The organism is Tritonibacter mobilis F1926 (assembly GCF_000376545.2).
GTDB lineage: Bacteria > Pseudomonadota > Alphaproteobacteria > Rhodobacterales > Rhodobacteraceae > Epibacterium > Epibacterium mobile.
This window is the reverse complement of the sequence record NZ_CP015233.1, coordinates 61,616-75,497: the sequence shown is the minus strand read 5'-3', so window position 1 is coordinate 75,497 and position 13,882 is coordinate 61,616. Positions and strand designations below refer to the sequence as shown.

General features: G+C 61.6%; 15 protein-coding genes. 6 read left to right on the top strand and 9 right to left on the bottom strand.

Annotated elements, in window-relative coordinates:
- Positions 1 to 11: 11 nt before the first annotated feature.
- Genes K529_RS22525 through K529_RS22495 form a run of 7 tightly spaced genes read right to left on the bottom strand, consistent with a single transcriptional unit; the run spans position 12 to position 4,613 of the window.
- Complete coding sequence (locus K529_RS22525) at positions 12 to 470, bottom strand: DUF411 domain-containing protein (RefSeq protein ID WP_005647566.1); 459 nt, start codon at positions 468 to 470, stop codon at positions 12 to 14.
- 3 nt (positions 471 to 473) lie between these two features.
- Entirely contained in the window at positions 474 to 1,847 is a 1,374-nt protein-coding gene (locus K529_RS22520; RefSeq protein WP_005647562.1) for a M23 family metallopeptidase, read from the bottom strand.
- Positions 1,844 to 2,470, bottom strand: coding sequence for an SCO family protein (locus K529_RS22515; RefSeq protein WP_005647559.1), 627 nt, complete (start codon positions 2,468 to 2,470; stop codon positions 1,844 to 1,846). Before K529_RS22515 ends, K529_RS22520 begins: the two co-directional genes overlap by 4 nt.
- Positions 2,470 to 2,940, bottom strand: coding sequence for a copper chaperone PCu(A)C (locus tag K529_RS22510; protein ID WP_005647556.1), 471 nt, complete (start codon positions 2,938 to 2,940; stop codon positions 2,470 to 2,472). Before K529_RS22510 ends, K529_RS22515 begins: the two co-directional genes overlap by 1 nt.
- A 22-nt stretch (positions 2,941 to 2,962) precedes the next feature.
- Positions 2,963 to 3,622, bottom strand: coding sequence for a DsbA family protein (locus tag K529_RS22505; protein WP_005647554.1), 660 nt, complete (start codon positions 3,620 to 3,622; stop codon positions 2,963 to 2,965).
- A complete protein-coding gene (locus K529_RS22500; protein ID WP_046002647.1) occupies positions 3,619 to 4,041 on the bottom strand; it encodes a disulfide bond formation protein B in 423 nt (140 codons plus the stop codon). The genes K529_RS22505 and K529_RS22500 overlap by 4 nt, the downstream gene beginning before the upstream one ends.
- Before the next feature lie 5 nt (positions 4,042 to 4,046).
- Entirely contained in the window at positions 4,047 to 4,613 is a 567-nt protein-coding gene (locus tag K529_RS22495) for an SCO family protein (protein WP_040643209.1), read from the bottom strand.
- A gap of 213 nt (positions 4,614 to 4,826) precedes the next feature.
- Between K529_RS22495 and K529_RS22490 the strand changes: the two genes are divergently transcribed.
- The 6 genes from K529_RS22490 (at position 4,827) to K529_RS22465 (ending at position 8,931) form a co-directional block, all read left to right on the top strand.
- Positions 4,827 to 5,255 carry a MerR family transcriptional regulator gene (locus K529_RS22490; protein WP_005645241.1) on the top strand — a complete coding sequence of 143 codons (429 nt, stop codon included), beginning with the start codon at positions 4,827 to 4,829 and terminating at the stop codon, positions 5,253 to 5,255.
- Positions 5,256 to 5,336: 81 nt separating this feature from the next.
- A complete protein-coding gene (locus K529_RS22485) occupies positions 5,337 to 5,957 on the top strand; it encodes a cation transporter (protein ID WP_005645239.1) in 621 nt (206 codons plus the stop codon).
- 69 nt (positions 5,958 to 6,026) lie between these two features.
- Complete coding sequence (locus tag K529_RS22480; protein WP_005645237.1) at positions 6,027 to 6,797, top strand: transglutaminase-like domain-containing protein; 771 nt, start codon at positions 6,027 to 6,029, stop codon at positions 6,795 to 6,797.
- Positions 6,787 to 7,752, top strand: a complete 966-nt coding sequence (locus K529_RS22475; protein WP_005645235.1) for a cation diffusion facilitator family transporter — start codon at positions 6,787 to 6,789, stop codon at positions 7,750 to 7,752. Before K529_RS22480 ends, K529_RS22475 begins: the two co-directional genes overlap by 11 nt.
- Complete coding sequence (locus K529_RS22470) at positions 7,724 to 8,086, top strand: SpoIIAA family protein (RefSeq protein WP_005645232.1); 363 nt, start codon at positions 7,724 to 7,726, stop codon at positions 8,084 to 8,086. Before K529_RS22475 ends, K529_RS22470 begins: the two co-directional genes overlap by 29 nt.
- A gap of 302 nt (positions 8,087 to 8,388) precedes the next feature.
- Entirely contained in the window at positions 8,389 to 8,931 is a 543-nt protein-coding gene (locus K529_RS22465) for a hypothetical protein (protein ID WP_005645229.1), read from the top strand.
- Between the two features lie 550 nt (positions 8,932 to 9,481).
- Here K529_RS22465 and K529_RS22460 read toward each other — a convergent pair.
- Both K529_RS22460 and K529_RS22455 read right to left on the bottom strand, forming a co-directional pair.
- A complete protein-coding gene (locus K529_RS22460; protein ID WP_046002648.1) occupies positions 9,482 to 10,411 on the bottom strand; it encodes a DUF2493 domain-containing protein in 930 nt (309 codons plus the stop codon).
- 83 nt (positions 10,412 to 10,494) lie between these two features.
- Positions 10,495 to 13,860 carry a strawberry notch-like NTP hydrolase domain-containing protein gene (locus K529_RS22455; RefSeq protein WP_227512263.1) on the bottom strand — a complete coding sequence of 1,122 codons (3,366 nt, stop codon included), beginning with the start codon at positions 13,858 to 13,860 and terminating at the stop codon, positions 10,495 to 10,497.
- Between the last annotated feature and the right edge of the window lie 22 nt (positions 13,861 to 13,882).

Genomic DNA, 13,882 nt, shown 5'->3' with positions numbered 1-13,882 from the left:
CTGCCGCGAGTTCAGTCAGGAGCCGAGTAGCTGGTGTAGACCTCGGTCGATCCGTCTTCGTGGATCAGGAAGACATCGTAAGCCTCCCGGTCGTCCTCCGGTCCCATGCCGGGTGACCCGTAGGGCATCCCCGGCACCGCCAGGCCTACCGCGTCTGGCCGGTCCTCCAGCAGGCGTTGGATGTCAGCCGCCGGCACGTGGCCTTCGATCACGTAGCCGTCGACCAAAGCGGTATGGCAGGAGACCATGCGCTGAGGCACGCCATTGTCGAGTTTGAAGCGCACAAGAGATCCCCCGAACATGTCCTCGCCTGTCGGCGCGAATCCGCTTTCCTCGAGGTGCTTCATCCAGGACAGACAACAGCCGCAGCCGTTTGTCTTCCGGACATCAATCTGGATCGCATCGGCGACAGCTTGCGCCGCGGGAAACAAGGCCAGCGTGACTGCAAGGGCGGGAGCCAGTCGTTTCATGGATTAAAGCCTTTCGGTTGTGGTTTGCACAAATTCGCTGGTGAGCCTCTCGGCCAGTAGCGCGCGTGCTTCAGCCAATCGCTCAAGTGCAGCCGTGTCATCAGCATCCCGCTCGGCCGCCTCTGCCAGTCGGTCGTCTGAGAGAGGATCGGTCGGGCGACCATCGACCAGAACCTCATAATGGAGATTTGGGCCGGTCGCGGTGCCGGTTGCACCGACGCGACCGATCATGTCTCCGGCCATCACGCGCTGCCCTTGTTCGAGTGTGTCCGGCACCTCGCTGAGGTGTGCGTATCGTGTCAGGGTGGCGGATCCATGCGCTATCTCCACCACCCGGCCATACCCACCACGACGTCCGATGAAGCTCACGCGTCCGGGTGCCGTTGCTTTTACAGGCGTACCGCGGGTCGCAGCAAAGTCGACGCCGGTGTGCATGCGCACATTCCCATAGACCGGGTGTGTGCGACGGCCAAAGACGGAACTCAGCCGCGCTCCTTCCACCGGTTGGGCAAAGACACGCAGGACCTCTCCATCGACATAGATCATTGCTTTACCGCTGCCGTCATCCGGCCAGACGATCTCGTAGACCGTTTCACCAAGGTTCAGTGCGGCGAAGGCAAGTTCCGGTTGACCGATCCTCTCGTTTCCGTCGCGCGCTTCGCGCCAAAAAAGACGCATCGTCTCGCCACCGGAAAGTTCGCGTCGAAAATCTACTGTGCCGCCCAGCATCTGCGCCATGTCGACCGCAAAGCGAGCAGGGATGCCTGCCTTGTCCAAAGCCGCGAAGACAGAGCTTTCGATCACTGCCTCGGCCGCGAACGTCACCATTTCAGGGTCTGGCTCCAACACGCGTGTGACAAGTTCCTGACCAAAGACCGTTTCGATCCGCACCCCATCGTCAACCGCCAGTTCCACGCGGCTCGGATTTCCGTCCATCTTTGAGATCACAGTGATCTCATGGCCCGGGCGCAATCGGCGCAGGTCATATTCTGCACCAAGCGCGAGCGCGATTTCGGCACGCGCAGGCGCAGCGATACCCGCGTTCGCCAGGACCGCATCCAGCGTCTCGCCCGACGCGATCTCACGCGACCAGGTGATCAAAGGCGGTTCAATCTCGGGCAAGGCGGTTTCTGCGAAGACGGATTGCAAGAGCGGCAGAGGTCGCATTGGGCTAGCATTGTCGGCGTGAAATGCAGCGGGCGGTGTCACATCGTAGTCGGCGATCTGAGGCATCGAGAGCGGATCGGGAGTCCAGAGGGTGGCTTCAGCAATCGCAGGAGGCACTGGCTCTTTGGAAAGAACGCCAGATATGGCGATGGCGGTCACCGAAAAAGCGCCTGCGACCACAGCGCTCGCCAAAACAATTCTAATATTCATGTTGCCCCCTCTACGTCTTCTGTCAGTGCACGCCGGATCTTCGGCACTGCGAATTCTCTTGGCTCGTGATAGTCAATCATGGTGACGAGTTCACCCTTGGCATCGAACAGGAATACGCTTGCCGTATGGTTCATTGTATAGTCGCCGCCTTCGGTCGGAACGCGCTCATACGAGGCACGAAATGCTTCTACAGCGCGGGAAATCTGGTCTTCCGGTCCCGTCCAGCCGCGAATGGCCGGATGAAAATAGCCGACATATTCGGCCATGGCCTCGACCGTGTCCCGCTCCGGGTCGACCGTGATGAAGACCACGTTCATCTCTGATGCTTCGTCGCCCAGTTCCTCAAGCCAGCCGGAAATATCCGATAGGGTCGTCGGGCAGACGTCCGGGCAGTAGGTGAACCCGAAAAACACCATTGTCGGACGACCGATCAGGTTGCCAGGCCCTACCTCATTTTCCTCGTGGTCGGTCAGCCGGAACTCCATCGCCGATAGGGGCAGGGGCCGCTGCCCTTTTGGTTCAGGCGCACCGGGCCCGTCCACCCGCCACCAGCCCACGAAGAGCGTCAGGCCAAGAACGCCGGCACCGGCTGCGCCGTATAGAAGGAGCTGCCGACGTTGCATCAGCCCTCCGGTCCACGCGCGGCGATTCCGAGGATTGGGACCTCGACCGTCACCTTGCCGCCATCCGAGAAGGTCAGTGTCAGCGGGAAATTCTCGCCTTCGGTCATCGGCTCTTGCAGCTTCATGAGCATGGCGTGCAACCCGCCCGGCTCCAATGCCACGCTTTGGCCGGGCTCAATCGTGATCTCGCCTGCAGGTGCCATGGAACTGACGCCAACGGAGTTGGTTTTCGACTCATGGATCTCGGGCATCATTGCCAGCGGTGTCGCAAGTCCGGTCAGCGTAACGGCGTCTTCACCCGTGTTGCGCACGGTCATATAGGCGGCACCTGGCCTGTTGACGCCGATCGAGGCGCGGGACCACGCATTCTCGACCACGACATCCTCCGAACCGGCCAGTGCGGGGGCCGACAGCCCTGCAACCGTCAAAAGCACGGCCAATGCATTGGTATATCTCAACTTCTTCACCACTCGTTTCTCCTGCCTCCGCAAATCAGCTTTGGCTTGCCGCAACTTCCACTGCCACCAGCCTCCGCAATTCGGCCTCACCGAACGGATCGAGAGGCTTGCCGTTCACGAAGAACGTGGGCGTTTGGCGGACCCCGACTGTCTCGACATCGGCGCGGTCCTGGTTGAGCACCGCCACAACACCGGGGGCCAGCATCTGTGTCCGGGCAGCTTGGACATCCAGACCTCCGCTTGCTGCAATCTCAAGGATCAATCCGGGTGCCGGGGTCCCGTGAGACGCCCATCTGGGCTGCTCTCGCAAGACTGCCTCGAGCACAGGTTCAAACACGTCCTGCATGCGCGCCGCCTCGAGCACACGGATCGCTTCTACCGACGCCTCGCCGTGAAAAGGCGTATAGCGGATTACAACGCGCACCGCGTCTCCGTGCTCCGCCATGATATCCTCGACGACCGGATAGAAAGCGCGGCATGCCTCGCAGGCCGGGTCGAAGAATTCAACGATGGTTACGGGCGCATCCTCGGGCCCGAGGATCGGGGAATAGGGTCGGATCAGCGCGTTGGCCATTTCAGGGTCGATGGGATCGGACGCGGCAATCGGGTCGGGGCGGGTGGCATACCAGGCGGCCCCGCCGAAACCGGCGACCCCGAGCGCGAGAACGGACAGGATGAGGCCGCGTCGTTTCATTCTTGTGCTTCCTTCAGTGAGAGAGCCGACAGCAGCCCGATCACCACGAAGGCGACGAGCGCCATCAGAGGAATCGGAATGCCGAAGACCAGTTGATTGTCGTCAGTACAGGATGGGCCTGTCGCCGTGCAGGGCTGGATGCGTTCGGGGATCAGCTCGACATAGAGGCCGAGGTGCCAGAGCGCTATGGCGGCGCCCCCGATTGCCAGCGCGATCCCGTAGCGACCCACGCGCCGATCCTGCCACCACAGCCCGAGCCCGAGGACGATGGCCAAGGGAAACATGAAGGCACGCTGAAACCAGCAAAGCACGCAAGGTGTCTGCCCCAGAACCTCGCCGATGAAGAGCACTGCAAGCGACGCGGTGAGCGCGATGATCCAGGCCAGCCCGAGGGCCGTCTCTCCGGAAAGTCGGGTCATGACGATCAGATCCTCTCTCTCAGATCGGCGAGGATCTCTTCGGCGGGCGTGCCGTAGGGCCAGGAGTCCGCGAAGCCTGCTTGCGTGTCGAAAAGGAAAAGATGCGACGTGTGACCCATCGTGTATCCGCCCGGCGCAGTCGCCTGCTCGATCCGTTCATAGAATATCGGAAAAGTTTCGGATGTCGCGGCGATCTGCTCCGGTGTACCGGTAAGCCCGATGATCCCTGCGTCGAACATGGGCACGTACTCCGCTAAAGCCGTCGGCGTATCTCGCTCGGGATCGATCGTTATGAAAATCGGCTGAACCACTGCCGCCTCATCGCCCAGGCCCTCCATCACGGCCGCGACTTCGGACAGTGTTGTCGGACAGACGTCAGGGCAATTGGTGAAGCCAAAGAAGACCAGCATCCAGCGCCCTGCGAAATCTTCGTCCGTTTGGACAATGCCGCGATGATCGGTCAGTTCGAAATCAGCAAGAAACGGTGGTTCATTCTCGGCTCGGGCAAGGTCGGCACGGTAGTCGGACCATAGCAACAGCCAGATGAAAACGAACGCCGCCGCGCCCGCCAACACCCACAATACCTTCTGAAGACCTGAAAGCCTCACGCCGCTCCGCCCGAACTTGATTCTATATTTTGTGTGCGTTTACATCCTCTAGCTACTGTAGGTTCAAGCGTGATTGTCACCGATCGGCCAACAATCACCTATCTGTGAAACTCAGGTGAAGCTTGTGATGCGCACCGCATAAAGCTACACCCACTGTAGGTAATGTGGGGAGCGGAAATGCTGACGATTGGGACTCTGGCGAAGAAGACCGGAACAAAAGTGCAGACCATCCGGTATTACGAGCAGATCGGACTTATGCCTGAGCCCGGCAGGACCGAGGGGGGCCAACGATGCTATGGCGACGCCGAACTCGACCGCTTGTCATTCGTCCGGCACGCTCGGCAACTGGGCTTCTCGTTGGACGCGATCCGTGAGCTCCTCGATCTCAGCGATCATCCGGGAAAGTCCTGTGCAGAGGCGGATGCAATCGCCCGTCGGCAACTCAAACAGGTCGAGCAACGATTGGCGCGGCTCGAGGCGCTGCGGACGGAATTGAAGCGGATGGTGCATGAGTGCAGCGGCGGACAGACTTCTGATTGCCGTGTGCTCGAGGTACTGCGCGACCATTCCGAATGCCTGACCGACCATGAAGAGATCGGCGCCTGAGCAATTTCGACGACCTTTGATCGGAACGCAAAAAGCCCGGTGTTAGTTACTCATTGGCAATTCACTAATTTGGATAAGGGCATGGCGGAGCAGAGAAACGCAACGGAAAGACGCACACTCTGGATCGTGCTGGGTCTTAACATCGGGCTGGCAATCGCTTTCTTCGCCTCGGGCGCATTCGGCGATTCAAGCGCGCTTATCGCCAATGGCCTCGACAATCTGTCGGACAGTTTCGTCTACGCGATCAGCCTCTTCGCGCTGTCCCGCTCCGCCAAGTGGAAGCGCGGAGCGGCGAACGTTTCGGGCGGCCTGCTGATCCTCTTCGCCCTTGGAATCCTGTATGACGCCTGGCGCCGCTACGTCGGCGGATCGGATCCTCTTGGCACGATCATGATTGTCATGGCGCTGGTAGCGGCGGCCATCAACGCACTTTGCGTCTGGCTGTTGGCACGGCTTCGCGATCCGGACGTGAACATCCGAGCGGCGAATACGTTCAGCTGGTACGACTTCGCGGCCAATCTCGGAATCGTCGTCGCAGGCGGGCTCGTAGCCTGGCTCGGAACGAATTGGCCGGACCTTGTCGTGGGCGTGATTGTCGCCGGCATCGCGGCCTGGGGTGGCGTCGGAATCCTGAGAGACGCGCATGGTGAACACCACAAGGCGGTGCACAATGACGATCAGGTAACCAAGGACTCGGCCTGAAATCGGGGCTTGAAGCTACAGTGACTGTAGCAACTACATATTCTCGTGAACGATTCGAGGAGATATCCCGTGAACCCCGCCGACCCTCATTTGGCCAAAACCCGGCTGCTGGATTTTGACGCGACCTCAATTGCAAAACTGATCGAGGAGCGCGGCTGGGCAGACCTTCCCAGCGACGACCGAATTGGGGCCATCTACGATTTCGTCAGGAACGAGATTACCTTCGGCTACAACCGCGCCGACGACATTCCGGCGTCCGAGGTCCTCGCAGATGGCCACGGGCAGTGCAACACCAAGGGCACGCTCCTCATGGCCCTGCTGCGTGGCGTGGGAGTTCGCTGCCGACTGCACGGGTTCACAATCCACAAGGCGCTTCAGAGAGGCGTCGTTCCGGAACTCGTCTATCCCCTCGCGCCGTCCGAAATCCTCCACTCCTGGGTAGAGGTGGACTTGGGCGACGGATGGGTCAATCTTGAAGGCTTCATCCTGGACGCGCCTTTCCTGCAGACGCTGCAGCAGAAATTCCGCGAGACGGATAGTCTGTGCGGCTACGGGGTTGGAACGGAGTGTCTGAGCGCCCCGCCTGTCACTTGGTCCGGCAATGATACCTACATCCAGAAAACCGGTATTGTTCGCGATCTTGGAACCTTCAACGCACCCGACGATTTTTACTCAAAGCACCGCCAGAACTTCGGATTTGTGCGCGACTTGCTCTATCGCCACGTCATCCGTCACTGGATGAATGCCAGGGTTCGCCGCATCCGCCGCGGAATCTTGCCGCCGGTCCCCGGATTCGATCGGCCGAACCACCGCCATGAGGAGACGAACCGTGCCGCATGATCACGGCCACGCCCACATCGATCCTCAATCCGGTGATCGTCGCGTCTCCATCGCCATCTGGGCCAACGGCCTCCTGACGGTCGCGCAGATCGTCGGCGGGATCCTTTCCGGCAGCCTCGCGCTGATCGCGGATGCCCTCCACAATTTCTCGGACATGGCGTCGCTGGTGATCGCCTTCTTCGCGCGTAAGATCGCTCGCCGCCCGGCGGACAAGCGCATGACCTTCGGCTATGGGCGGGTAGAAATCGTCGCAGCGCTCATCAACTACACGACACTTATCCTGATCGGCTTCTACCTGATCTACGAGGGTGGCATGCGCATGATCGACCCACCAGAGGTACAGGGCTGGACGGTGGTGATCCTGGGCGGTGTGGCACTGGTCGTCGACACGTTGACGGCGCTGCTCACCTATTCGATGCAGAAAGGCAGCGTGAACATCCGTGCGCTCTTCCTGCACAACCTATCGGACGCTTTGGCCTCCGTGGCGGTCATCATCGGCGGCTCGCTCATCCTCCTCTACAACATGCGGTGGGTCGACCCGGCGATCACCATCGGCATCGCTCTCTACATCCTCTACCTCGCATTTACCGAGATCGGCGGTCCGATTCGGACGCTGATGCTCGGCAGTCCACCGGACATCGATAATGAAACCGTCGTTCAGGCGATGCGGGGTGTGGATGGTGTCGCGGACGTTCATCACGTGCATCTGTGGCAGATGCAGGAGCACGAGGCGGCTCTGGACTGCCACGTCGTGCTGACAGCGGACGGCTGGGGTCAAATCGAAAAGATCAAGGCCGCGATCAAGGACCGGCTGAAGGACGATTTCAGCATCGGTCATTCGAGTCTGGAATTTGAGCACGAAGACCGCGCATACGAAAACGCTGACCTTTACGGTCACGGCAAACCGGAAAAAGAGGAGGAAAACCATGTTCACCGAGACACTGACAGCTCATGACGACACGATTGGCCTCGCCTGCGAGGGCAAGCTCAGCGAAAGCGACCTGAAACGGATGCACGCCCTGCTTCATGAGCGCCTGCAAGAGACAAGTAAGCCCGGCCTGGTTCTCGATCTCACGAGGTTCGAAGGCTACGATGGGCCGTCCGCTCTGCTCGAAGATCTGAAAATCGACACAGCCCATAGGAATGACTTCCGCCGCGTCGCTGTGGTGGGCGAAGGGGCTTTGTTGGAGTGGGGAACCAGGTTCGCCGACGTGCTGACCACGGCAGAACTCCGTCGGTTCGACCCGGCGGAAATGAAGGCGGCAATCGCCTGGGCAAGTGAAAGGTAGAGTAGCTTTCAATCAGATGCCTTCGCAGAAGACAGCATCTGTTCGAAACCATAAACAAAAGAGCTACAGCAGTTGCGAGACCCAAGAGCAATCCGAATGTTCTGAACATGGTCGCTCCTTTCGCAAAGGAGTAACTTTGGTACAGTGGCACTGCCCTTGCCGGGGCATTATCAAATCGTAATGTTTTAGCGGCTCAGGGCGCCAGTTGGTTAACATAAACTTCATTATGCGTATTTATACTTAGTGTTGCGATAGTATATTATCGTATATATGCTGGACTCCTCTCACGGAGGTTCCGCAGCATGCACTATCTGATCAAGAAGCTCCTCCCCTCGGTTGCAGTCGCTTTCACCGTGACTGGTCTTTCGCTACCAATGTCCGCCCGAGCGCAGACATACCCGATCGACTGCGCGATCCTCTTGTGTCTGTCTGGCGGCTGGCCCGCTTCCGTCCCTTGCGCCCGAGCTCGCGCCGAATTCATCAGGCGTATCACGCCTTGGCCAGTGGAACCGCCGCTGCAAATCTGGCGCTGTCCCATGGGCGCCTCCTATGAGGGCGATCGGCCACCAAACAACGCTGGCCGTATCTTTGAAGCCTTGTACCGGCCCGACAGCCGTCGACCGCTCCAATCCTTGCCAAGAGACAAATTCGTTCCCGCCGACCAGGCCCTCCGGCTCGTTCAAGATCGGGCGGACATCGATATCAGCGGACCTGAGTTCAATTTCGTACGATCCATCCGTGTCTTTGATGTTCGTTACGCGCGGCAATACGAAGCAGGAAGCGAAGGAGACTGCGAACGCTACGCCACTGTAGTCCTCGGCACTTATGGGACGGTGGCGACGTAGTGGTTGGTCATTTGGGTTACTCCTTGTTGCGATGGGGATCACCCAGCACGGGGGCAAGGGGCCCGGTCGCAAGCGCAAATGCGGAGGGTCCGCGGCTCCGCCGTGGAAGCCGTATTTGTGCTTGCCGAAGCGTGAGCTGAGGGCACGAACGGGCCGACCCCGTGCGATCCACATCTATGAGCAGAAAGGAGTGATCCGGATGACCCTTGCCATCACGCAGCCGCCACCATCCGCGTCCGCGTCCCACCGAGCCTGGCCGGGGTGCTGACGGAGCCCGCCCGCGTGGATGCGATGTTCCGAAACACGCCCCGAGGAACGTGCAGGTGTTCAGCTTCATATGCGACGTCTCGACCCCTCGCGTCTTGCGATGCTGACGATGTGCGTGAGGTGCGCACCATCCCCAGCCCGCACCGATGCGGATGGGCCGCACTCTGACGGACCGGGTAGAGGGATGGCAGTGCCGGCCGCCGCAGACTGCCGATCACGCATGACCGATCGCACGCGCCATGAGACATGACGAAAGGGCCGCGCCAAGCGCGACCCCCTCTCTTCAATCCTGCGACGCCTTCTTCGCCGGGTCAGCAACCCGCATGACCGTCAAGCCTTTCGCTTCCGCCTTCTGCCCGAGGTTCAGCGCGACCCCGTTGCCGCCGAAGAGAACAACCCCCGTCGCCGCGAACTTGTCGTCCAGCATTTCGTCGTTGCACTTGAACGGTGCCGCCCGCCCATGCGCGGACCAGCGAGGATCGAAGCGCGCCTGCGCGACCCCGCGTGCCCGGGCCCACCGAGCCGCAATCATCTCTGCCCCGTGCTTGCCACCCTTGTGGCAGAGGAAGATCTCCTGGTTGCGGTTCTGCTTGATCCGTTCGCGAACCTTGTCGAGCGTGTTGAAGATCACATCGACATCTGCCCAGTCGGTGGCTCCTGAGACGATCAGGGGAACCCCCTCGACTTTCGACTTCTCGGCGGTTTCACGGTCGTGCTGCTCCAGGAGCTGCCGCGCCTCGAAGACCGCCCCGGTCTCCTGCGCCCGGACGCTTGCGCGCGACCCGGCTGCCGGGATGAAGGCGTGGCCCGTTTCGACCTCGTAGCATTCCGCCGCTGCCTCGCTCATTACCTCGATGGCGCTGACAATCTCGCGCAGCTGCACAAAGCGGGCCTGCGCCTCTTCGAGCGCGGTCTCGGCGATCTCCGATCCGTCGTGGGATTTTGCCAGCGCACCGATCTTGTCGGCGGTGCGGTCGACCTCCTTGCCAAGCGCCACCTTGCGGCGCTGCAGGATCGTCGCGAGCCCATGGGCCAGCGGTTCGATCTCTGCTTCAAGCCCGGTCCCGCGCAGCTGACCGAGCAAAGCCTCGAAGCTCTCGCGGATGATGCGGTCGGTCAGGATGTGATCTTCCGGGATCGGCAGCTGCGCGTCCTTCTCGGTCAGCCCGAAAAGTTCGATCGTCTCGTAGGTGTTTGCGGTGTCGTAAGCCATGTCTGGTCTCCAGTGTTCGGTTCCTAGGCCACCACGTGAGTGTGGGGGCATGGCCGAATGCCTGGTTTCCGAATCTGCCCGGGTCAGGGACGGCGTAGCCGCCGGCTTGCCGGGCGCAAAAGTTTTCCGAGCGCAAGCACCCGGTTGAGAAACCGCTGGATCGGGGGAAGCTCCTCAAGGAGCACCCCGTCCTTGTCGATCAGCCGCAGGGCCGTCCAGTCGGTGAAGCTCTCATAGCCCATCGCCTCGGCGCGCCCGGCGGCAAGATCGGCGAAATACCCACGTAGTGCGGCCCGCGCGATCGGGCTTTCGAGATTGTCCTCCTCCCGGAACATGCCTTGCGAGCCGGTCTCGCGCTGACCCTTGGTCAAGGCCCCTAGCTGGTCGAGGCGCTTGGCTATAGTCGAGGTGAAACGCTTTTCGCCATGCACATCCGAGGTGCAGACCCGGAAGAAAGGCGCGCTGACCTGGGCAGAGCGATGCGTGCGGCCGAGCCCCTGGATGGCCGCATCGGCGCGCCAGCCGGGCTCCAGCAGGTAGTGCCGCCGCCGTTTCTGGTTCTTCGCCGTTTGCGCCGCATGATAGGACCGGCCCGTACCGCCCGCATCGGAGAAGATAAGGATGTCCTTCTCACCGTCCATGAAGGCTTGGGTTTCGGATGAATTGCTGCTGGCGGCGCGCTTCTCGATGAAGAGGTGGCCATCGTCCGCCTTCAGAGGTCGGATCGACCTTCCGGTCACTTCGGCCACGGCATCGTCGCCAAAGGCCCAGAGGATCTGATCCAGCGCCGAAGGGATCGGGGCGAGCGTCATCAACTCCATCATGGCCGCATCGCGTAGGGCGAGCGCCTCGCGCGAGACAACGAGCGCGCCGGTCTCATCCCGCAAGGGTTCCGCCACCATGTTGCCGTCAATCTCCACGAGCTTTTGCGCATGAATCGGGAAGGCCTGTTCGAGGTATCCCAGGACGTAGTCGCGCGGCGTTAGCTCGCCCTCGACCAGCTCGTCCTCCGGGTCCATCGTCTCAAGCCGACGTTTCAGCAGGCTTTCGCCTGTAGAGACCACCTGAATGACGCAAGCCTTGCCCGCCGCCAGATCGTCCGCGATGGCGCGGATGATGGTCGGGGCCTTCATGCCCATCAGCAGATGATTGAAGAAGCGCTGTTTCGTGCTCTCGAAGCGGGACTTGGCCGAGGCGCGAGCAGCCGAGGCATTGGTCTCGCCCGAGGCATCGTTGACACCGGTCGCCGTCAGCGCCGCCTCGAGATTATGGTGGATGGTGCGAAACGCACCCGCATAGGCGTCGTAGATCTCGATCTGGGCAGCGGTGAGCGCGTGTTCGAGCACGTCATACTCCACGCCATCAAAACTGAGTGCGCGGGCCGTATAGAGCCCGAGCGTCTTGAGATCGCGGGCGACCACCTCCATGGCAGCGACACCGCCGCCTTCCATCGCCGAGACGAAACTCTCGCGGCTCGGGAAGGGGTATTCGGGCCCCTGCCCCCAGAGCCCCAGCCGCGCGGCATAGGCCAGGTTGTGCACGCTCGTGGCGCCCGTGGCCGAGATGTAGAAGACGCGAGCGCGGGGTGCTGCTAGTTGCAGCCGCAGGCCAGCAAGGCCCTGCTGGGAGGGTTTGACCCCCCTGCCCTGCTCAGACCCTGCCGCGTTCTGCATGGCATGGGCCTCATCGAAGGCAAGAACGCCGTCAAAGTCTTCACCCATCCAGGCGAGGATCTGGCTCAGTCGCGTGGTGCCGCATTTGCCCGCGGACCGCAGCGTGGCGTAGGTGACAAAGAGGATACCGTCGCCCATCGGGATCGGCTGGTCCGGTTTCCATTTGGAGAGCGGCTGGATGTCGGCTGGCGAGCCGCCGAGATCGGTCCAGTCGCGGATCGCGTCCTCGATGAGCGTGGCGGATTTGGAGACCCAGATCGCCTTCCTGCGTCCAGCCAGCCAGTTCACAAGGATGAGCCCCGCGCATTCGCGCCCCTTGCCGCAACCGGTGCCATCTCCGAGGAAATAGCCGAGGCGATAGGCCCGTGCATTAGGGTCATCATCGGCGCGCGTCAGCTTGGTCTGGTCGTCATCGATGGTAAACTGACCGGGCAGGTCGCGCCCATGGGCGTCATGCGCCATGATGATGGTTTCCAGCTGTGCCTCGGAGAGATCTCCCTCCTCGATCAACCGGGCGGGCAGGCGCAAGTCATCACTGCCCGTGTTTGAGGGCATGGGCGGGGCAACCGAGGCCATGGCGATGCTTTCAACGAGCGGCGTGGGATGTTCCTGCGCATCCGCAATCTCGATCCGTTGCGGACGGTAGCGCGCATAGATGTCTGAGATGGGCATGTTGTTGCGCGGGGTCTGAAGGCTCGTGAAGCTGAGCGGACGGACGGCATTGGCCCTGGCTGTGGGGGCGGTGATAACACCGGCAAAGGTCTTGCGCGGGACAGATGATCGAACGGTCGGCCGAGCATGAGGGATCGCTTCAACCCGTTGGGCTGGGCTCATCTCGGTCCGTGTTGCGGCCACGGCATCGACATATGCCAAGGCTTCATCCAGATCCCGCACAGGGACGCCGATCATTTCGCCGTCCTCCTGCACCTTGTCGAAGACCATCAGCTGGGTTTCGACAGATGTGCCGAGCTTGCGGTAGACCTGCCCCGGCATCGTCAACGCCAAGCGCGGCGTCAGGAGACCGCAGGCGCGTGACCAATGCGCGGCATCGCGTTCGGGCGCGAATCCCGGCGGCATGATCGCCGCCAGCCGCCCACCGGGCGCGAGACGCTTGGCAGCCGCGACGAGATGTTTGGCGGCGATGTGCTTGTCTCGGGAGCGATCGACCGATGAGGCGAAGGGCGGGTTCATCACCACGACGTCGGGTAGAAGCGGCGACTGCAGCAGATCGTCGATATGCTCGCCGTCATGGCCCGTCACCTCGCCGCCGAAAACCGCGCGCAGGAGGCGCTGGCGAAAGGGGTCGATCTCGTTGAGCAAAAGCGTGGCACCAGCCCGGGCGGCGAAAGCGGCCAGTGCACCGGTGCCAGCCGAGGGCTCCAGAACGGTCTCGCCCTTGCGGATCGCCGTGGCCTGCAAGACCAGCGCCGCAAATGGCAGCGGCGTGGAAAACTGCTGCAGCCGGATCTGCTGCTCTGACCGGCGCGTTTCCGTCAGCAGCCGCGAGGCAAGCAGCCTTGCAGCGGCGACATCACCTGCCACGCCGTCCCCACGCAGCAGCACCTGGACAGCCGCGGCCTGCATCAGGTCATATGCCATACGCCAGTCCCAGGCACCGCCGGCATCGCTGCCATGAAACGTCTCGCGCATGACGCGCGCGAGCGCTGAACTGCGCAGGGGTTGGTGGTGGATCTCTGTGCCGATAAGCGCTAGCGCAGAGGCGAGATCGGCTTCGGAGATTGCGAGAGCCGGGTTGGCCGTTCTGGGTTTGGACATGGGGATTTTCCTTTGGATCAGG